The 18,641-nt window shown below is 65.6% G+C and carries 23 protein-coding genes; 11 read left to right on the top strand and 12 right to left on the bottom strand.

Features of this window, described 5'->3' with window-relative positions:
* The 3 genes from RQP53_RS18985 to RQP53_RS18975 form a co-directional block, all read left to right on the top strand.
* Positions 1 to 414 (top strand): DDE-type integrase/transposase/recombinase (locus RQP53_RS18985; protein WP_315652248.1); only part of this gene is annotated, 414 nt, incomplete at its 5' end.
* A gap of 62 nt (positions 415 to 476) precedes the next feature.
* Positions 477 to 989, top strand: coding sequence for a DUF1877 family protein (locus tag RQP53_RS18980; protein WP_315652247.1), 513 nt, complete (start codon positions 477 to 479; stop codon positions 987 to 989).
* A 927-nt stretch (positions 990 to 1,916) separates the two neighbouring features.
* Positions 1,917 to 2,417, top strand: a complete 501-nt coding sequence (locus RQP53_RS18975) for a hypothetical protein (RefSeq protein ID WP_315652246.1) — start codon at positions 1,917 to 1,919, stop codon at positions 2,415 to 2,417.
* A gap of 643 nt (positions 2,418 to 3,060) precedes the next feature.
* Here the strand turns inward: RQP53_RS18975 and RQP53_RS18970 are convergent.
* Positions 3,061 to 3,354, bottom strand: coding sequence for a hypothetical protein (locus RQP53_RS18970; protein ID WP_315652245.1), 294 nt, complete (start codon positions 3,352 to 3,354; stop codon positions 3,061 to 3,063).
* A gap of 227 nt (positions 3,355 to 3,581) precedes the next feature.
* On the opposite strand from RQP53_RS18970, the gene RQP53_RS18965 reads away from it, so the two are divergent.
* The 3 genes from RQP53_RS18965 to RQP53_RS18955 all read left to right on the top strand — a co-directional run bounded on the left by RQP53_RS18965 (position 3,582) and on the right by RQP53_RS18955 (position 5,439).
* The gene (locus tag RQP53_RS18965; protein ID WP_315652244.1) at positions 3,582 to 4,061 is read left to right on the top strand and encodes a GNAT family N-acetyltransferase; all 480 of its coding nucleotides are present in this window, start codon (positions 3,582 to 3,584) and stop codon (positions 4,059 to 4,061) included.
* A gap of 422 nt (positions 4,062 to 4,483) precedes the next feature.
* Complete coding sequence (locus tag RQP53_RS18960; protein ID WP_315652243.1) at positions 4,484 to 4,891, top strand: RidA family protein; 408 nt, start codon at positions 4,484 to 4,486, stop codon at positions 4,889 to 4,891.
* Between the two features lie 167 nt (positions 4,892 to 5,058).
* Positions 5,059 to 5,439 carry a DUF1801 domain-containing protein gene (locus RQP53_RS18955; RefSeq protein WP_315652242.1) on the top strand — a complete coding sequence of 127 codons (381 nt, stop codon included), beginning with the start codon at positions 5,059 to 5,061 and terminating at the stop codon, positions 5,437 to 5,439.
* Between the two features lie 34 nt (positions 5,440 to 5,473).
* Here RQP53_RS18955 and RQP53_RS18950 read toward each other — a convergent pair whose 3' ends face one another.
* The gene (locus RQP53_RS18950) at positions 5,474 to 6,202 is read right to left on the bottom strand and encodes an inositol monophosphatase family protein (RefSeq protein WP_315652241.1); all 729 of its coding nucleotides are present in this window, start codon (positions 6,200 to 6,202) and stop codon (positions 5,474 to 5,476) included.
* Between the two features lie 163 nt (positions 6,203 to 6,365).
* Here RQP53_RS18950 and RQP53_RS18945 point away from each other — a divergent pair, with 163 nt between their 5' ends.
* Positions 6,366 to 7,127 (top strand): helix-turn-helix domain-containing protein, encoded by a 762-nt coding sequence (locus RQP53_RS18945; protein WP_315652240.1) that lies wholly within the window; start codon positions 6,366 to 6,368, stop codon positions 7,125 to 7,127.
* Positions 7,128 to 7,148: 21 nt separating this feature from the next.
* On the opposite strand, the gene RQP53_RS18940 is transcribed toward RQP53_RS18945, so the two are convergent.
* Positions 7,149 to 7,616, bottom strand: a complete 468-nt coding sequence (locus RQP53_RS18940) for an Lrp/AsnC family transcriptional regulator (protein ID WP_315652239.1) — start codon at positions 7,614 to 7,616, stop codon at positions 7,149 to 7,151.
* A gap of 94 nt (positions 7,617 to 7,710) precedes the next feature.
* Here RQP53_RS18940 and RQP53_RS18935 point away from each other — a divergent pair, with 94 nt between their 5' ends.
* Complete coding sequence (locus RQP53_RS18935) at positions 7,711 to 8,346, top strand: LysE family transporter (protein WP_315652238.1); 636 nt, start codon at positions 7,711 to 7,713, stop codon at positions 8,344 to 8,346.
* A gap of 157 nt (positions 8,347 to 8,503) precedes the next feature.
* The gene (locus tag RQP53_RS18930; RefSeq protein ID WP_315652237.1) at positions 8,504 to 9,331 is read left to right on the top strand and encodes a hypothetical protein; all 828 of its coding nucleotides are present in this window, start codon (positions 8,504 to 8,506) and stop codon (positions 9,329 to 9,331) included.
* Here the strand turns inward: RQP53_RS18930 and RQP53_RS24700 are convergent.
* Positions 9,222 to 9,815: a tautomerase family protein gene (locus tag RQP53_RS24700; protein WP_350340395.1), complete on the bottom strand. Its 594-nt coding sequence runs from the start codon at positions 9,813 to 9,815 to the stop codon at positions 9,222 to 9,224. The genes RQP53_RS18930 and RQP53_RS24700 overlap by 110 nt on opposite strands.
* Entirely contained in the window at positions 9,790 to 10,023 is a 234-nt protein-coding gene (locus RQP53_RS18925; RefSeq protein WP_315652236.1) for a hypothetical protein, read from the bottom strand. The genes RQP53_RS24700 and RQP53_RS18925 overlap by 26 nt, the downstream gene beginning before the upstream one ends.
* Positions 10,024 to 10,154: 131 nt before the next feature.
* Between RQP53_RS18925 and RQP53_RS18920 the strand changes: the two genes are divergently transcribed.
* On the top strand, positions 10,155 to 11,075 hold the full coding sequence (locus tag RQP53_RS18920; RefSeq protein WP_315652235.1) for an aldo/keto reductase: 921 nt from the start codon (positions 10,155 to 10,157) through the stop codon (positions 11,073 to 11,075).
* A 410-nt stretch (positions 11,076 to 11,485) separates the two neighbouring features.
* On the opposite strand, the gene RQP53_RS18915 is transcribed toward RQP53_RS18920, so the two are convergent.
* Entirely contained in the window at positions 11,486 to 12,088 is a 603-nt protein-coding gene (locus RQP53_RS18915; protein ID WP_315652234.1) for a hypothetical protein, read from the bottom strand.
* A 419-nt stretch (positions 12,089 to 12,507) separates the two neighbouring features.
* Between RQP53_RS18915 and RQP53_RS18910 the strand changes: the two genes are divergently transcribed.
* Positions 12,508 to 13,659: a Kelch repeat-containing protein gene (locus RQP53_RS18910; protein ID WP_315652233.1), complete on the top strand. Its 1,152-nt coding sequence runs from the start codon at positions 12,508 to 12,510 to the stop codon at positions 13,657 to 13,659.
* Between the two features lie 141 nt (positions 13,660 to 13,800).
* Here RQP53_RS18910 and RQP53_RS18905 read toward each other — a convergent pair whose 3' ends face one another.
* The 6 genes from RQP53_RS18905 to RQP53_RS18880 form a co-directional block, all read right to left on the bottom strand.
* The gene (locus RQP53_RS18905) at positions 13,801 to 14,490 is read right to left on the bottom strand and encodes a GNAT family N-acetyltransferase (protein ID WP_315652232.1); all 690 of its coding nucleotides are present in this window, start codon (positions 14,488 to 14,490) and stop codon (positions 13,801 to 13,803) included.
* Positions 14,487 to 15,002 carry a MarR family winged helix-turn-helix transcriptional regulator gene (locus RQP53_RS18900; RefSeq protein ID WP_315652231.1) on the bottom strand — a complete coding sequence of 172 codons (516 nt, stop codon included), beginning with the start codon at positions 15,000 to 15,002 and terminating at the stop codon, positions 14,487 to 14,489. The genes RQP53_RS18905 and RQP53_RS18900 overlap by 4 nt, the downstream gene beginning before the upstream one ends.
* Positions 15,003 to 15,106: 104 nt before the next feature.
* Positions 15,107 to 16,393, bottom strand: coding sequence for a cardiolipin synthase ClsB (gene clsB, locus RQP53_RS18895; protein ID WP_315652230.1), 1,287 nt, complete (start codon positions 16,391 to 16,393; stop codon positions 15,107 to 15,109).
* A 2-nt stretch (positions 16,394 to 16,395) separates the two neighbouring features.
* Positions 16,396 to 17,202, bottom strand: coding sequence for an endonuclease/exonuclease/phosphatase family protein (locus RQP53_RS18890; RefSeq protein ID WP_315652229.1), 807 nt, complete (start codon positions 17,200 to 17,202; stop codon positions 16,396 to 16,398).
* The gene (nudB, locus tag RQP53_RS18885) at positions 17,202 to 17,708 is read right to left on the bottom strand and encodes a dihydroneopterin triphosphate diphosphatase (RefSeq protein ID WP_315652228.1); all 507 of its coding nucleotides are present in this window, start codon (positions 17,706 to 17,708) and stop codon (positions 17,202 to 17,204) included. Before nudB ends, RQP53_RS18890 begins: the two co-directional genes overlap by 1 nt.
* Positions 17,709 to 17,776: 68 nt before the next feature.
* Positions 17,777 to 18,586 carry a CsgG/HfaB family protein gene (locus RQP53_RS18880; RefSeq protein WP_315652227.1) on the bottom strand — a complete coding sequence of 270 codons (810 nt, stop codon included), beginning with the start codon at positions 18,584 to 18,586 and terminating at the stop codon, positions 17,777 to 17,779.
* Positions 18,587 to 18,641 lie beyond the last annotated feature (55 nt).

Genomic DNA, 18,641 nt, shown 5'->3' with positions numbered 1-18,641 from the left:
CGCCAAAGCAGTTCGATGCACACCGAGTTCGTGCTCGACGCGCTGGAGCAGGCGCTGTATGACCGCAAGCCAAGCGAAGACGATGGTCTGGTGCACCACTCGGATCGCGGCTCGCAATACCTGTCGATTCGCTACAGCGAGCGGCTGGCCGAAGCTGGTGTCGAGCCCTCAGTGGGCTCAAGGGGTGACAGCTATGACAACGCCTTGGCCGAGACGATCAACGGGCTGTACAAGGCCGAGGTGATCCACCGGCGCGGGCCGTGGAAGACCAAGCAATCAGTGGAACTAGCAACGCTGGAATGGGTGGCTTGGTTCAACCATCACCGACTGATGGGGCCGCTCGATCACGTCCCGCCTGCCGAGTTCGAAGCCAATTACCATCGTCAACGCGCTGGTCAGGCCGCGACCGTCTGACTTAAACCAACTGGCCTCCGCGGAACCCGGGGCGTTTCACCGTCCGAGCTGATCCAGCACTGGTGTGGCGCGTACTCGAGGCCGACGACGACTCGGCCTACCTACAGCAGCTTGCCGAGGACAACAAGACCTCGCTGCTACAGCGGCTCATTGGAAAGAAGAAGGCGCCGGCAGTCCCCAAGTCGCTCGCCTTCTCTGAGGCGGAGCTGAAGGTACTGGACCTGGATAAGTCCTGGGACGGCCTGAGGCACTGCGTCAAGTTGTGCGCACCGGACGCACCGGACTTCTTCGAAGGAGAGGGCCAGATTGGCGCCATTGAAGTTGGTTACGGTCCGGCGTTGTTTACTGAAAGCCACACCCTAGTTCGCTACTCCCAGGCGTTGGAAGGCGTCTCCGAGGAAGCCCTGCTCGAGAAACTGCGGGCCTCGGACTTCGAGGGCATTTACCTTGACGGGCTCTGGAAGAGGCAAGACGACGATGCAAGGTCGTACCTGCTGGAGAACTTTCGTGACCTTCGTGCTTTCACCGCACACTGTGCGTCGCATGGTCAAGCGGCCATCCTTCAGTACACGTAAGACGAGGCCTAACCCATTACAGGGACCTCCCAGCGCGTCAACACCGTTGCTTTGCATTTGTCCCCAAGACCTGACCCTTGCCGATCTGCTGTTTGATCTGGACTGGACGTGCCGAATCGGGCGAAGGACGGAACTGAGAACGTACTGCGGCGGTGAATCTAACAGGTCTGGCTAGCCTGGTTCGCCCTTCTCGTGCATCCGATGCGCGGCTAAGGTTCAACGCACTGCCATGCCTTGCTGAGGAAACACCAGACGAGTTCAAGGCCGCCTCGTTCCAGGCCTTTCCGACAGGAGCAGCGCAGTTCGCGGCAAAGCAGCTGCCTGGGCCGGTCGGTTGAAGCGCCACGCAATGCTGCCGCACCTCAGGGCCGCGCTTGCAAAGGAGAGCAATGACGCAGTCAAAGCAATCATGGCCGCCGAGTTCGATGCCTTGATGACGTTGCCGCGCGGTCCGCTTATCTCAACGTTTATGCGGTAGTCCCGCAACTCGGCCGCCAGCGTCAATGTGGCGATCAGCTGCGCGCCGCGTAAAGCCTGCAGTCAATGCCTGTCCCACGGACGCCAAGCGCCAGGTGTGCAGCGCGTCGCGCCATCGCTTGCCGCGGCTGCGCAGGCGGCTCAGCCCGTCGTACAGCGCAGCCAGACATGCCGATGCGCCCGACATGGCGGATCTCGCTGGCGTGCGGCGCGTCCGCCACAGCGGTGTCGATGCGGTCCTTGTAGGCATCCGCCCTTGCGAACAGGCTGCTAGATTCCTGACTCATGGCCCGACCGCCCGCAAACTCGCGGCGCCCCGGCAGCCCCGCCGCCAGGTGCCCTGGTGTAGCTTTGCGGACCGAAGTCCGGCAAGCTATGGCATCGCTGGGAACGGGCCGCCCTGATTTGCGAAGCCATCTTGCTTAGGCGTCTGAAGCGAATGGAGCCCTTATGTTCACGGTGAAATACTTCGCTATCCTGGCAATCCTCGTCTTCTCGCTATCCACGGCTATGGCAACGCCTCCTTCTTGTGAACCCTCGGCGTATCGAGCGTTTGACTTCTGGCTCGGCGAGTGGGAGGTCCACACGCCAGATGGCAAGCTGGCTGGAACAAATCGCATCTCGAGCGAGTACAACGGCTGTGTTCTTCACGAGCGCTACGACACCGGTCGCGGCTTCAGTGGTGAGAGCTTCAACACCTACGATGCGGGACGAAAGGTCTGGCATCAGACCTGGGTCGATTCGTCAGGTACTTTGCTGCTGCTCGAAGGCGGCTTGCGCAACGGGAGCATGGTTCTCGAAGGTCAAACCACTGGGGCCGACGCGCAGATCACCAAGCATCGAATCACCTGGACCCCCAATTCCAATGGCAGCGTGAGGCAGTTGTGGGAGTCAACAGACGCGAAAGGCCAATGGAGCGTCGCCTTCGACGGTTTGTACACGCGGAAGTAAGCCGACAAGCAGGCGCCTAGCGTCTCCGTCAACCAGACAGCCGCAAACGGGCCTCGCCCACCTGGTTCTGCGCCTTGCGGCGAGCGTTCAGGCACAGCGCCCCATTTCCATTTGTGACGCGAGGCAGACGAATGCGATTCGAATGCCCAAGGTGCAAAGCTAGGGAAGTTCTGCCCTGGCTTTGCGCTCCACAAAGTCTTCCCTCGCCCGGCTTCGACCTGCGAGGACTGCGGCTCGCGGCTTTTTCCAGGCAGTTTCATCCAGCGGTTTGGTCTGGGCGTCGCGGCACGCCCCCCCCCCTCTCGGGGCTCTCTTTCTAGCCGGCGCTGCGAGTGGACCGTTCCATGTTCCTTTCGCACAGACGCTCGGAATCTCAATCATCCCTGCATGCGTTTGGCTCTGGGTCAGGCCAACGGCCTACGAGGGCATTTCATTGCAAAGCGAGAAGGCACGCGAGCCCATTCACAAGGACTACCCGCCGTTTCAAGCTCCATAAGCAAGACCTGAGGTTTCGCGACTTCGCCATCCTGGTCCGGCGCGCTAAGCAGCTGCAGCGCCACGAGGAACAGACTGAACCGCTACAAATGCCCTTGCAGGCCACGACAAGCCAGAGGCCTGGCCCTTCGCCAGGCACAAGCCATCCTCAGCAGCCCTGGTGTCCAGGCTCAGCATCATTGGTCTCGTTCTTGCCGCTGGCACCTTGAACGCGAAATGGCGCAATGAAGTGAGGCGCGATCAGCCGGGCATCCAAGCCCATCAAGCGCAGACGGCGGGCGAGCTGATGGGCGCCGGAGCAGCTTTCCATGGCGACCAGGGCACCGGCTGGCAGAGTGCCGGCCCGCTGCGCGAAGCGATGCGGCGGCACCGGTCGCGCCAGCACTGTGCGCTCGGCGTTATCCACGACGTTGACCTGGTGAGCACGCTTGGCCAAATCCACCCCGACTCGGGTAATCTGCGCCGTGGACTTCCTCTTTCACCATGGCTGCAGATTGATGACTCGAATCACCCATCTTGTCGCATCGACGCCGCTGCCAGAAGGTGGGAAGTTCCCTCGTATTCGCTCAACCGGACCCGCAACGGCATGCCGCCATTGCGCCCCCATTTCATTCAGGCCCAGCGGCTACCTAGCGTCGCTGGCCAGCCAGCTTCAATGTTAGGCATTTCATGTATCGGATTCGAAGGGCCACTGAGCAAGATGCTCGACAGATTCATGTAGTTAGGAATTCTGCTATCCGTGCAGTCTGCCGCCAAAGCTATTCGCAAGAAGTCATAGATCGATGGACCGATGGTGACGAACCGTCGGCAGCCTTCGTAACAGTCGTTGGCGAGTGCTTCTACGTCATTGAATGTCAAGGTGAAGTTGTTGCATCAGGTGCTGTGGATCTTTCGACTGGTAAATTGGACGCAATCTTTGTCGCGCCAGAACATATGCGCCGAGGCTGTGCCGCAACAATGCTGGAGTTCCTTGAGCAGTTGGCGTACCAAGCCGGCCTGGCAAGGCTGCATCTCGAGTCGACGCTGAATGCAGTTGGTTTCTACATGCGACAAGGCTATGTCAAAGTCCGTGAGGCCAAATACCAGTCTCCTCGGGGCTTTGAACTGGATTGCGCCGTCATGGAGAAGCGCTTGATGTCTACCGAGTAACCCATCTTCAAGGGCTTCCCACCGTTCCCCCCAACAGCAAGACCTGCCCCTTCGGAGTCTTCGTTCATTCTCAAACCGGCGTTTTTGAACAAGCGCTTCGCAACGAGCAACAGACTGAGGAACTACAAACGGCCATGCAGGGCGCAACAAGCGGTGGCCTTGCCCCTTCGCCTGGCACAGATCGTCCTCAGGACGCCCGTGCGCGGGCTCAGCTTGCTGCGGGCGGTGGCCGCTGCCCGAGCTACGATCCACACAACAGGCGCCCATTCGTTCAGCGCTGTTGCGTCGGCGTTCCAGGACTGCAATGGTCTGGTGATCGGGTTCACCTGCCAACGCCAGGCCTGCGCAGCTTTTCGTCAGGTAAGCAGTGGCTTGCGGTTTCACTCGGCCTGCGCTCTCACTCATTGGACTGCCCACACCCTATGGCCCTACTCTTCAACAACCCCAGCGAAGTACACGCCCCGCTGGGCCTCTACAGCCACTGCGCCGTCGTGCCTGCAGGATCGGAGCTGATCTATATCTCGGGCCAATTGGGTGTCGCCAAGGATGGCCGCACACCGGCGACGATTGGCGAGCAGGCCGATCTGGTGTTCGGCAATATCGTGGCCATCCTGCAGTCGCAAGGCCTGCCCCCAAGCAGCATCGTCAAGCTGAGTACCTTCATGGTGGCCGGGCATGACGGTGACGCGGTGCGCGCCGCCCGACTGAAACACCTGGGCACGCATCGGCCCGCGTCGACGGCCGTGTTTGTTTCCGAGCTGGTGGATCCGGCCTGGTTTGTCGAGGTCGAAGCGGTGGCCGCGCGCGTTCCCGCTGGTCAGGCGACATAGCTCCTTCGGCATCCGGCGCGGCGTCCTCGCGCCCGCACGACGGGCACGCAATGCACGCCTGCCCTGCACTCGTCTATCACCGCTTGGTCTTGACCCTGACTGCTGACACCGCGTTGTCAGCAAGCGTCCCGCACACTGCCCAGCCTCCCTCCAGCCGCGAGACAAGCATGCCCACCTCCACTGTTGACAAATTGCTGGCCGACATCCGACTCCTCAGCGAAGAGCAGCACGCCATCGTGCACGCGGTGCTGGCGCTCGTGAAGCAGTTGCCTGGCAGCTACGCCGAAGAAGTGAAGTACGGCGGCATCTTGTTCTCCAAGGACGGCGTCCAGTTCGGCGGCGTCTTCGTCTACAAGCAGCATGTGTCGGTTGAATTCAGCCGGGGCGCCGCCATCGCCGACGCCTTCGGCCACCTTGAAGGCAGCGGCAAGGGCCGGCGCCACCTCAAACTGGGCACGCTGGGCGACATCGCGGCGAAACAGCTGGCGCCCTACCTGCCGCTGGCCCTCCGGGCCGCAAGCGCTGGAGCCGCCCCGCCCTTGGCTTGATGCGCATCGGCGCCTGGCGCCAGTCGCGTTCACGTCATGCCAATGCCGCGGCCAGCTCGGTATAGATGGCCGGGCTGGCGGCCAGGATGCCGGTGCTGGCCCAGGTCAGCGGCGGACCGCTCAGATCGCTGAGCCGCGCGCCGGCCTCCTCGGCCAGCAAGGTGCCGGCCATCCAGTCGTAGCAGCTGCCGCCGAGTTCCCAATAGCCATCGAGCTGACCCGCAGCGAGTTGGGCCAGTGACAGCGAGGCCGGCCCCATCCAGCGCTGGGCAAAGACGCGTGGCACGGCCCGCGCCAGCGTCGTCATGAACACATCGAGCTCGGCCTGCGGTCGCGGCGGGTAGTTGGGAAAGCTGGTGCCCAGCACGGCCAGCGCCAGCGGCTGCCGATCCTGGCACTGCAGGCGCCGGCCATCACACCAGGCGCCCTGCCCGGCCCGCGCTTGCCACAAGACGCCGCGGGCCGGTTCATGGATCAGTGCCCAGGCCGGCCGCCCCTGGCTGACCAGGCAGAGCGACAGCGTCCAGAGCGGCAGGCCGCTGAGATATTGCACGGCGCCGTCAATGGTATCGAGCAACCAGTAGTGCTCCAGCGCAGGGGCTGCGGCCCGCCGCACTTCAGCCGGCGCCTGCAGCAGCGGCAGCTCCGGCGTCAGCGTGGCCAGCAAGGCCGTCAGCGCCTGGCGTACGCCGCCGGCGGCGAGATCCAGGCGCTGCTGCATCGCATTCAGGTCCGGCAGCGCCCGCGCGGGTTGCTGGTTCAACAGCCATTCACCCTGAAGGGTAAAGTGCCTGACAACGGTGTCCATGAGCTCGCCGCTGAGGCCTTGATGAAGGGGCTGTGGCATCGGAAACGCTCCTTGTTCGATGAGGAGCTGGCAGCGTAGGCGGCGCGTCTTGGCGCCGCTCGCTTGTTTGGGTCAATCAATGAATCAAAAAGGTCACGCCAGGCCCTTGCTCAAGCTGGCGCCACTGCAACATGGGCCGAACAGCGGCGAAGCGGCGCATGCGCATGCGCAGGGGCAGCTCGTGCTGGTGCAAGCGGGTGCCTTGAGTGTCGAGACGGCGGCAGGGCGCTGGCTGATGCCCAGCGGCTGCCTGGGCTGGGTGCCACCGGGCCAGCACCATGGCGCCGTCTATCACGCCCAGACCCAGGGCATGAACTACTACTTCGACACCGCCTGGAGCACCCAGCACCTGCCCGGCGAGATCCGCTTGGTGCGCCTGAGCCCGCTGCTGCAGGCCTTGCTGGCGGCGATCAACAAGGCAAACACCTGGCCAGACGAAGCCTTGCGGCCTTATCTGCAGGTGCTTGCCCATGCTTTCTCGGCGCAGCCTGAAGAATCGCTCTACCTGCCCATGCCCCGCGACCCGCGCCTGCTCAAGCTGACCAGCGCCCTGCTTGCCCAGCCTGACGACGTCGCCGGCCTGGACGCCTGGGCCGCCCGCATCGGCATGTCGCGCCGCACGCTGATGCGCCGCTTCCAGCAAGAGACAGGCAGCACCGTCGGCCACTGGCAGCAACAGATGCGGCTGCTGCTGGCGCTGCAGTGGCTGAGCGCCGGGCAATCGGTCACCAGCGTGGCGCTGGAGGCGGGGTATCAGAGCGTCAGCGCCTTCATCGCCGTGTTCAAGCGGCATATGGGGCTGAGCCCCGGCGCCTGGCAGCAGCAGGACGCGAGCCCTTGAACCCCGTGGGCTGCCGCCGGCTCAACGCGCCGCACCCGGCGCCACCAGGCCGCGCCGCGGGATGGGCGTTGAAAAGACGATGGACGTTCGCGTCTCGCCATAGCCGTTGATCGAGGCCAGAAAGCGCTCCAGATCGGCCAGGCTGGCGCTCACGACGGTCATCACATAGGAATCGGCGCCGGCCACATGGTGGCATTCCAGCACCTCGGGCGCGCGCCGCAGCTTGTCGAGAAAGGCCTTCTTGCCCGGCTGCTGCACGGTGCTGCTGACGATGGCGCGCACCGGGTAGCCGGCCAGCGCCGGGTCGATCTCGGCGCCGATCGCGCTGACCACGCCCGCCTCGGTCAGCCGTTTCAGACGTTCCACCGTGGCCGGCACCGACAGCCCGGCCGCCTGCGCCAGCGTCTTCAGCGGCGCACGGCCATCGGCCTGCAGCGCCATCAGCAGCGCCCAGGCCTTGGCATCCAGTTGCAGCTTGAATTCCGTCATTTCGCCATTCCACCTGAAAAATCACTGGCGAAACCGATTTTCTGCCTGATTGATGCGCTGTGAATGCGGCAGCCTCTGGCCGAAGATGGCAGCCATGGAAAGCATCACCCTCTCCCCCATCGCGCTGCTGTTCGGCCAGTCCATGCTGATCGGCCTGTCCATTGCCGCCCCCGTTGGCCAGATCGGTGTGCTGGCCATCCAGCGGACGCTGGACCAGGGCCGCGCCGCCGGCATCGCCACCGGCCTGGGCGCGGCACTGGCCGATGCGGTGTATGGCGCCATCGGCGCGTTTGGCGTCAGCAGCCTGATCGCCTGGCTGCTGGGCTTGAAGCTGTGGCTGGGCCTGTTCGGCGGCCTGTTTCTGCTCTACCTGGCCTGGCGCACCCTGACCGCGCCGGTGGCGCAAGGCGTTGGAGCCGCTCAGGCGCCGGCGAGCCTGCTGAGTCAGGTGTCCAGCACCTTTGTGCTGACGCTGGCCAACCCGAGCACCATCCTCTCCTTCATGGCGGTGTTCGGCGCGCTGGCGGGCCGCGCGCCTGCCGCCTCGCCCTGGGCCATGGTCAGCGGCGTGCTGCTCGGTTCGGCACTGTGGTGGCTGTTGCTGGCGGCGGCTGTGGGCTGGCTGAGGGATCGCTTCGACGCGCGCTGGCAGCGTGGCATCAGGCGCTGCTCGGCCGCGCTGCTGGCCGGGCTGGGCCTGTGGCAGTTGCTGAGCATCGCGCTGGCCTGAGCACGCAACCGCCCCGTTGAGAGCCGCGGGCCAGCCGGGCGCTGTGGCAAATGAGTCCCATGCCGTGCGCCTTCGTTGTGGCGGCGGGCGCATAGCGGCTAGGATGCGCTGATCGCTCGCGCACAGACGATGCCGTCCGGCATCGCCCAGGTCACCCATGACGACTGCCACGCCGCCCCGCGTTTGCCCTGTGCCTCTGGCCGCCGCCATCGGGCTGGCGCTTGCCGGGGTTGTCACCGTGCTGCCAGCCAGCGCCGCCGATGAGCGCTGCCCGGAGGACTTGCGTGTGGCCGTGCTGGACTATGAACTGGCGCCGCTGCTGCTGGGCAAGGACAAAAGCGCGCCCCCCACCGGCAAGCTGATCGACTGGATACGCGGCGCCATCGCCAAGGCGGGCTGCGCGCCGCGGCTGCAGCTGCAGCGGCTGCCGATCAACCGCGGCCGTGAACTGCTGTTCCGCGGCGATATCGACATCTGGGGGGTGGCCTTCCCCGGCGCCGAGCTGATTGCCGGCAGTGCGCTACCGCTGCAGGGCAAACAGGCCGACCCACAGCTGGGCTTCTATCTGTCGAGCTACTCGCTCTATGTCGAGGCGGGCAACACACAGATCGAATGGGATGGGCAGACCCTGCGCGGGCCCTGGGACATGCGCGTTGGCGTGGCCCCCGTTCCGGCGCTGCGGGCCGTGGTTGACGAACGCGGCTGGATCGCCGAGCACGGCCTCGATACCCAAAACGTGCTGAACAAGCTGCTTTCAGGGCGCAGCGCCGTCGCCATCCTGCCCGATATGTTGATCGGCTCGCAGCCGCCCGATGTCGCCGCGCGGCTGCGCAAGCTGAGCCCGGCGGTGCTGACCAGCTGGTACTACGCGCCGGTCAGCAAATCGCTGCTGAACCGCCACCCGCAGTTCGTGCGCGGCTTCTGGCTGGAGATGTGCCGGGCCGGCCGCGCCGAGCAGCACAACAGCACGCCTTGCCACGAATAGCTCGGTGGATATGAGCTCTGCTCGCCAGAGACGCCGCCTCACACATCGAGGCTGAAACCCAGATCGATCTCGCTGGCCGGCTTGCCACCAACGCCCCTTTATCGAGCGAGGGCTCGTGCAGGATGATGGTGATGTCGTTGGGGGCAATGCCAAACGCACCGAAGCGCGTCGCGATCTCGCTATAGAGCCGACGCTTGGCATCGAGCGAGCGGCCAGGAAAGAGCTGGATCTCGACGATGGTGTAGGGCCTGTTAACACTACATCTGCCTGTGCGAGAGGGGTTCCACGGGCCCCAATCCAGGCGGACGACGCTGCCCAGGCTGGCCGCCTGGGCAAGGCGTTCAACACCGAGTGGGGCCCTTGGAGCCCCTCTCCCGAAGGGTTGCCACACAAATCGCCGTGCACGTCGTTGCAAAGCCTCGCCGGGGGAACCGCCCCGGCGTCGTTTTGCGCCTCGTTCACGGCGATTTGTGTGGCAACGCATCAGACAGATGCAGTGTTAACAGACCCTCGTTCAAACTCTTGCTCGGAGGCATCGGGAAATGTTCGGGCCGGTGCTCGACGTAGCGAATCTGCCTGTCGTCCGCCGGCACCTTCAGGGCCAGCTGCTGGGCTTGATGGACCGCCTCCATCATGGCCGCCACTTCGGCAGCGGGGCGTGCACGGCAGACTTCAATTTTTGCAATGGGCATGGGCGGGCTCGCTGTGTTCAATGCCTGTATTCTGCTTGCTTGCCACACGCCGCCCTGGCCTCCATCGCCCCGCCATCAGCCATGCCGCTCATCGGCTTGGCCTGCGTCTGAAACTTTCCATCCCCTCAGCCATGGACTCACCCGCCCTGCCCTCACCCAGCCCCGTTTCACTTGCGCCTCAAGGGCCAGAGCTCTCGCCCATCGTCGCCGGCGCATGGCGCATGTCCGACTGGGGCATGAGCGCCGCGCAGCGCCTGAGCTGGATTGAACGGTGCCTGGACCTGGGCATCAGCAGCTTCGACCACGCCGACATCTATGGCGACTACACGGTCGAGTCGCTGTTCGGTGAAGCACTTGCCCTGCGACCTGGCCTGCGCCAGCGCCTGCAGCTGATCAGCAAATGCGGCATCAAACTGCGCTCGGCACAGCGCCCGTCTCACGCCATCAAGTCCTACGACAGCTCGGCCGCGCATGTCACCGCCTCGGTGGAGGCCTCGCTGCAGTCCCTGGGTACCGATCACCTCGACCTGCTGCTGATCCACCGGCCTGATGCGCTGATGGACCCCGACGAGCTGGCCGACACGATGGTTCGCCTGCGGGCCGCAGGCAAGGTGCTGCATTTCGGTGTGTCCAACCACCGCCCCTCGCAGCTGGCGATGTTGCACCGCCGGCTGCCGCTGGCCACCAACCAGATCGAGCTGTCGGCGCTGCATCTGGATGCGCTCGCGGACGGCACGCTCGACCAGTGCCTCGATCTCGGCCTGCGCCCGATGGTCTGGTCGCCGCTGGCCGGCGGCCGGCTGTTCAGTGCCAGCGATGACCAGGCGCAGCGGGTACGCGCGGTGCTGCAGGGCCTAGGCGAAGAGTACGGCGTGTCGCTTGCAACCATGGCCTACGCCTGGATCCTGCGCCACCCCAGCCGCCCGGTGCCCATCACCGGCAGCCACCGGCCCGCAGCACTGCAAGAGGCCATCGCCGCCTTGCAGCTGCGTATTGCTGCCGAGGACTGGTACCGCGTCTGGGAAGCCAGCGTGGGGCAGGAAGTGCCCTGACGCTCCGCCGGGCCCGGCCGAGCGCCGGGCTCTGCCTCAGGTCACCCAGGCCGGCTTGCGTGTGGCGCGGCAGAGGCGCTCGGTGTCCGCCCTGTCCCTGCTCTCGATCCGTGCGTCCAGTGTGGCGAGACGCTGCCTGATTGCCGCATGGCCACGGTACTTCTGCTTCAGGCGGGACAAACTGGCGTCGGACCCAACGCAGAGCTGGCAGACATGCCAGTTGATGTCGGCCTGGCGTTCCGCGTCATAGCCCTCTTCGCCACGCCAGTGATCACAGGCTGCACGTGCCTCAAGAAAACTCGCCACATCCCTGGGCCATTGAGCCTCACCAGCCCCGGCCGGCGCAGCCAGCAGCAGCGTCAGCGCTACGCAAAGGGCGCTGACCAGGCGATGACTCCGCCACGACGCGTTCAGGGCGCACTGCCCGCGGCGGGCTTGATGCGCGCCATGTCAAAGGCCGCCTCGGTCTGGTCGACCTCGAATAGCTGGCTGTCAGCAGTCCAGAAACCGCCGACTGTCATCTTTCCGCTTGCACTGGTCTTGGTCCAGCTGCTCAGTTGCTTGGCGCCAACCCGGATGCGAACGGTGCGAACGGTATCCGGGGTGACGTCGATTTCGCCCAACAGCTCGGCCTTAAAGAACAGCTGGAAGTTGGGATGAGCCTTCAATTGATAGCGTCCCGGTTCCACAAGGACGCGCAGGTATTCGCCCGACGGCACGAGTCCGACCATCTTGTCATCGAGCCACACCTGGTAGTCCATCCCGCCACCAAGCAGCTGCGAGGTCCGATAGAAATACAGCGCCACCTTGCCGCTGGGCGGCTCCAGCAATTTGAAGTCCGGACGCGCCGGCATTGCTGCCCGCTCCTCTGCCGTCGGAACGTAGGGCTGGCCGTTGATCGCGCCAGCGACCTCTCGCACGCTCGTGCACGCGGAACAAAGCACGGCCACAGCCATGAGCGCAGCCGCTGCCACCGTGCAGGGCGCCCTTAGTGCCCTTGATTCATTGATCATCGTCGACCCTCCGCTATCTGTTCTTATTCGGCTGCCTGCCAACTGGAAGCCAGCGCGCCTTGCAGCCATCAGGGCGCGGATCCTAGCAACATCCTGCGCGCTTTCCTCCCCCCTCTTATGGCGGTATTGCGCCCGCCACCCGCAGATAGGCTTGGGCCAGCCTGACCACCAGCGCGCGGCTGAAGACACCGCACTGGCGACGACCTCCCCAGTGGCACAGCTTCTGGCTGGAGATAGGTCGATATCTTGGTGCGGTTGCCGGCCGTCGTCGATGCGGTTTTCACGGCATCTTCATAACTGTTTTTTTCCGCGTCCATATAGTCATCATGGCTCGTGATCACTCACGAGTGCTGTCAAGGTAGGTCCCCACGAGGGTTCCGTAGCAATCAGCAAGGACTGGCCACGAGCCAGACAACATGATGAATCAATCGAAATTTCTATTGCATCGTTTGACGCAGAGCGTCATCGCCATCGCTCTGCTCAGCGCCGGCGCTGTCCAGGCCGCAACGAGCCCCGCTCAGCCCAGCGAAGAGGCAAACAGCCTCGCTGTGCCGGCACTGGCCGCGATCCGCTTGCAGGTAGCGCGCAGCGACGGCCATACGGTCACCAAGCTCAGCGATGGACGCCTGCTGGTGCTGGGCGGCCGCAGCGACAACGCGGCGACTGCCGCGGCCGAGCTGATCGATCCCAGCACCGGCCGGGTCGAGCTCTTGAACCCCATGCTCCAGCCCCGGCACGGCCACACGGCCACCCTGCTGCCCGACGGTCGCGTGCTGGTGGCCGGCGGCGACCTGGCTGACGGCCGCGTGCTGGCACTGAACTCGGCCGAGTTGTACGACCCGAAGGCCAAGCTCTTTCAAGCACTGCAGGCGCCGTTGTCCATTGAGCGCGCTTACCACACCGCCACGCTGCTCAAGAATGGCAAGGTGCTGCTCGCCGGCGGCCAAGGCCTGCGCCCCGGCATGATCACCTTTTCAGCCGAGCTCTTCGACCCCGCCAGCGGCAAGTTCGAGCCGTTGACGCCGCAACGCCTGCTGGCGCCGCGCACCTACCACGCCGCGACGCTGCTGGATTCCGGGCAGGTGCTGATCGTCGGCGGCACCGACTGGCAGACGCCGCGTGCGCCCAACTCGGCCGAGCTGTTCGATCCGCAGTCCAACACCTTCAGCGCAGTCGACGCGGCGCTGACGTTCAAGAACGAGATGCCGCAGCTGCTGAAGCTGAAGTCGGGCCGCGTCATGGTGCTGGGCAATCAGGGGGCCGAGATTTTTGACCCGCTGACCAAGACCTTCAAGGTGATCCAGGGCCCGTTGAAGCCGCGCGCCTACGCGGCCGCTACAGCCCTCAGCGACGGTGGCGCCGTCGTGCTCGGCGGCATCAGTGGTGACAGCTTCACCGCGTGGATCGAGCGCTACAGCCCAAGCAGGGGCAGTTTCAGGCCGGTTGGCTCGCTGCCCAAGGCGCGCGCCTGGGGCGTCGCAGCGCAGAGCAATGGCGGCACGGTCTTCGTCATCGGCGGCGTCGACAGCGCCGATGCCGCAATCACTGACGTGGCGGTCTATCGTCCCTGAGGCCACTTGAGCGGCGCCGCGGTCGAAGCCGAGTCCTTGGGCTCGCTGGCCGCGGCGCTGTGCGGGCAAGGCGCAAGTCTTGCCCGCCTCAGCGCGTCTGCTGGGGCTGCACCCTAACGGGCCTGTTCAACGGCCTGCCGCTCAGCGCTTCGGTGTCGAGCGGCCCAACACCGCCACCTGTACCGCTGCTCTGTGCTCGAAACCCAGACTTTGATACAGGGCGATAGCAGCCTGATTGCTTGCCCAGGCATGCAGAAAGGCCTGCTCACCGCGGCGCTGGATGTCGTGCGCAATCCGCGCCGAAAGCTGGCGCGCCAGACCTCGGCCACGATGCTCGGGATGGGTGCAGACGCCGCTGACTTCGGCGTAGCCAGGAAAACCCATCCGTTCACCGGCCATCGCGGCCAGTCGGCCGGCAACGCGAATGCCGACAAAGCGGCCCATGTGGTGCGTGCGCGCCAGGAAGGGCCCCGGCTCGGTCAAGCGCGCCAGCGCGAGCATCTCCGGCGCATCAGCGTCGCCGAGTTCAACGAAATCGCCGGCATCGTCGGGCGCCGCGACCGCCCGCGCAGCGATCATCTGCACGCCTTGCGCGACACGCAGCGCCGTCAAACCGTCCGGCACCTGGATCTCAGGCACCTGCAGCACATAGAGCGACTCGCCGTCCCCGACCAAGGCCGCAAGTGCGCGCTGACTGGCCTTGCTGTCATCGCGGGCCGAGGCAAACAGATTGACATCGCGCCGATAGCGCCTGGCCAAGCCGCCCCCCTCGGAGAGGTCCGGCCGATGAAGCAGGCTGGCCCAGACGGGCCTGTCGAGGGCCTTCGTCATGCGGCCCTCCTGCGCGCGGGCTTGATTGATCTGGACCTGGCTTCGGCCGCGCGTTGCGGCAGCGGCTTGTGCGCCAGCGCCGCCTCCAGAGCAGCGAGTTGTTCCAGCAACGGCCCCTGCAAGGCCTGGCAGGCCTCGGCCACGGCCGCCTCGATCGCGGGCCACAGCTGTTGTTTGGCACCTTGCACCAACTGCTGGCCCTGCTGACTGAGTCGAATCTGGCGCACGCGGCGATCACCGGGCAGCCCCTCGGACTCGACCAAGCCCGCCGCCTGCAAGCCGAGCAGGGAGCGGCTGACCACCGGCTGGCTGACGCCGACCGCCTCGCTCAGTTCACTGACAGCCAGCGGCCCCAGGCGATCCAGCGCGGCCAGCAATGGGAAATGGGCGGCAGGCAGGTGCAGTTCCCCCTGCGCCAGCAGCGCCTGTGTCTGCGCCTGGAGCAGCTCACCAATGCGTTTGAAGCGTGTGCCCAGTGTCAGAAAGCCCAGATCCTTGACGACGTCTTGCATAGCGACAGTATTTACATATCACGATATGTAGCATGCTATGCATTAATCCGCAAACCGTCAACTCAAGCCGCCGTCGGCGCGCGGCGTCCCTCGCGCGCATGCTGTCAGTAGCGCCCCGTCGCCCCCGCCACGCGCAGATAGACGTGGGCCAGCCAGGCCACCAGCGCGCGGCTGAGTACGCCGCGCAGGCCGCTACCGCCCCAGTGGCGCGACTCGACCGCGCTGGAGACGGCCAGCGCGGCCTCGAACTCCGCAGCGAGCTCGCTGGCGAAGCCCGCGTCGCTGACGATCACGTTGGCTTCCAGGTTGAGCAGCAGCGAGAGCGGGTCGATATTGGAACTGCCCACCGTCGCCCACTGGCCGTCGACGACGGCAATCTTGGCGTGCAGATAGGCTGGGGTGTATTCCCAGATCAGCACGCCCTGGGCCAACAGTTCGGCATACAGCGCACGGGCGGCCATGGCGGCGATCCGGTAGTCCACCTTGCCCTGCAACAGCAGGCGCACGCGCACGCCGCGCTGGGCAGCGCTGCGCAGCGCGCGGCGAAAGGCGTGGCCGGGGTAGAAGTACGGCGTGATCAGGTCGACGCTATGGCGGGCATGGCGTATCGCCTCGACATAGGCGCGTTCGATGGTGCGGCGCTGGCGCAGGTTGTCGCGCAGCACAAAGGCAGCGTGCACCGGGGCCAGGTCTTGCCCGAATGGCTCGCGCCGGTTCAGCCGCGGCATGCGCAGGCGCTGCGCCAGGCGACGCAGCCGCGCCACCGGCTCGGGGCTGCGCACCAGGGCCAGCAACTCTTCGCCGAAATCGCGACCCAGCCAGGCGCGCGTCCAGACGGCACGGGCGGCCTGCGCGATCGGCGCAACGATGGGGCCACGCAGACCCACCGCGTAGTCCAGCCGCGGCGTGTCGGTGGCACCATGGTTCAGGTCCATCCGGTCGCCGATGATGTTGATGCCGCCGACAAAGGCTCGCTCGCCATCGACGACGCAAAGCTTCTGATGCAAGCGCCGCAGCTGGCCCGGCTGCAGCCAGCGCCACCAACGGTCGATCGGCCGGAACACCGCCATCGCCACCCCGGTGCCGGCAAATTGACGGCACAGCCAGTCCAGGCTGGCCTTGGAGCCGAAGCCATCGACGACCAGGCGTACCCGCACACCGCGCGCCGCTGCCGCGCACAGCTGAGCGACCAGCGCCTGGCCGGCCTCATCATCATGAAAGATGTAAGTGGCCAGCCAGACCTCGTGATGGGCCTTGGCAATCGCCTCGGCCTGGGCGGGGAAGAGCTGGTCGCCGCCGCGCAGCAGCTGCAGCTCGTTGCCGCCGCTGAAGCTGGGCCGCGGCACCGCGTGCCAGCTCAGCCAGTGGGTCTGCTCGGCGGCGCCCGTCACAGTCAGCTCAGCTCAAACTCAGCGATGAAGGGCAGATGATCAGACATCCGTGCCCAGTTCGGCCCGCGCGGCACCTGCACTTGCATGCAACTGAGGCCGCGGGTGTAGATGCGGTCCAGCGAGAACACCGGCACCCGCGAGGGAAAAGTGGCCGGGCGTTTCCTGCCGCTGGGCGGCTCGGCCCGGCACAGGCCGCTGGCGGCCATCGGCTCATCAAGCCGCTCACCCCAGTCGTTGAAATCGCCGGCCACGACCAGCAAGGCGTCAGCCGGCACGGCGCTGGCAATGTAGTCGCCCAGACGCTGTACCTGGCGCACCCGGCTGCTGTGCATCAGGCCCAGGTGAGCGACCAGCGCATGCACCTCATGGCCCTGCCACTGCACCCGCACATGCAGGATGCCGCGTTGCTCGAAGCGGTGGTCAGACACATCGTGATGGTCGACATCGCCGAGCGGCCAGCGCGACAGGAGCGCATTGCCATGCTCGCCATGGCGCGTGACGGCATTGGTGCGGTAGGCCACGCCATAGCCCTCGGGGGCGAGGAATTCGGCCTGCCCCTGGTCGGGCCAGCCAAAGAAGGTGTGGTCAAAGTCCTGCGCGTCGCGGTGATGGAAGTGGCGCACTTCCTGCAGAAAGACCAGATCGGCATCCAGCGCCTTGACGCCGAGGCCGAGGTTGTGGATCTCTAGCCGCTTGCCCGGCCCGACGCCGCGCACGCCCTTGTGGATGTTGTAGGTGGCCACACGCAGGCGCTTGGCGGCAAAGGCACTGGCGCTCCACTGACTGCTGTGTCGAAAGCCGCTGCGCATCAACCGCCCTGCCCTTCTGCTGTGAAGCGCGGCAGCTGCAGCACGGCCTCGGCATTGGACGGTGAAAAACACAGATCGGCGGCTTCGCGCCAGGGCAGCCAGCGGTACTGCAGATGCTCGCGCGGCGCCAGCCGCACCGGCGTGCCGGCGGGCACGGTCAGGCCGAAGACATGCTCGGTGTTGTGCGTCACGCCCGGTGCATAGCGATGCCGCCAGACCGGATAGATCTCGTAGACGTTGGCCAGCTGCCAGTCGCGCAGACTGCTGAGCGGCAGGTCCGGCAGGCCAACGACGATGCCAGTCTCTTCGGCCACTTCACGCACTGCCGTGGCCATCAGCGGCTCATCGAGCGCATCCTTGGAGCCGGTGACGCACTGCCAGAAGCCGGGCCGATCGGCCCGCTCCATCATCAGCACTTCAAGCTGCGGTGTATGGATCACCACCAGCACCGATTCGGGAATCTTGTAGGGCCGCGCCAGGGTCGGCTCCGCTTGTGTCGCAGTCATCCGGCAAGCATAGCCCAGGCCCACGGCGGCAGGCCCGCTGCTTGGTGCGACCGGCGCGGGCCGCGAACTCAGCCTTTGGCGCTCTTCGTCGCCACCGGCGGCGGCAAGTCCTTGGCCATCAGCTCGCGCACCTGCACCACCAGCTTGTTGTGGGCATCCAGAAACGCGGCGGCAATGACCTTGCCTTCATTGCTATTGGCCCAGCCGGCGCCGCTGCCGCCGCCGAGCTTGCCCAGCACCAGGCCACCCATGCCCAGATCGGTGACGCGCACCGAACCGGTGGCGGCGGCGATCTGCTCGGTGGTTTCGTTATCCGTCAGCAGCAGCGCCACCTGCGCCTCCTTCAGCTTGACCTGCTCGGCCGCGGCGACGAACTTGTTCAGCACCGGGATCTTGGCCATCAGGCCGCCGACCTCACGGCCGGCGTTCTGCTCGCTGAAGCTCAGGCTGGGCGTCAGGCTGTACTGCGCCTCATAGCCCTTGCCCTTGTGCACGGTGCTGCCTTCCTTGCGCAGGATGCCGGCGTCCTTGAGTTCCTGCTCCTTGATCGTTGCCTTCAGCCCGGCCGCGCGATCGACCACGCGGAAGCAGCCACTCTGCTGGGCCAGCAGGCGGATCAGCGGCACCGGCGAGCTGGGCAGGTTGTAGCTGCTGGCCACCGTGTAGCCGCTGCTGTTCTCGACCAGGGCCAGCGTCGCCACTGGCGCCTCGCATTTGAGCAGCTCGCGGCTGGCCTTGTGCGCCCCGGCCGCACCGGCCGAGCCGGTGATCTCGGAGCTGCCTTCGCCGAGCTGTGCGCCCTGCTTGCTGCAGCCACTGACCAGTGCCAATGTCGTCAAGGCCAGGCCGAGCCCATGCCGTCGCCGTTCAGTTTTCATTTGCTTTCACTCCCCTACGATTTGAAACAGGCAATAAAAAAGGGCAGCCGAAGCT

Origin of the sequence: Roseateles aquae, from assembly GCF_032337115.1 — a bacterium.
Taxonomy (GTDB): domain Bacteria; phylum Pseudomonadota; class Gammaproteobacteria; order Burkholderiales; family Burkholderiaceae_C; genus Roseateles_C; species Roseateles_C aquae.
Note: the sequence above shows the minus strand (reverse complement) of the source record. Positions and strands in the feature narration are given on the sequence as shown.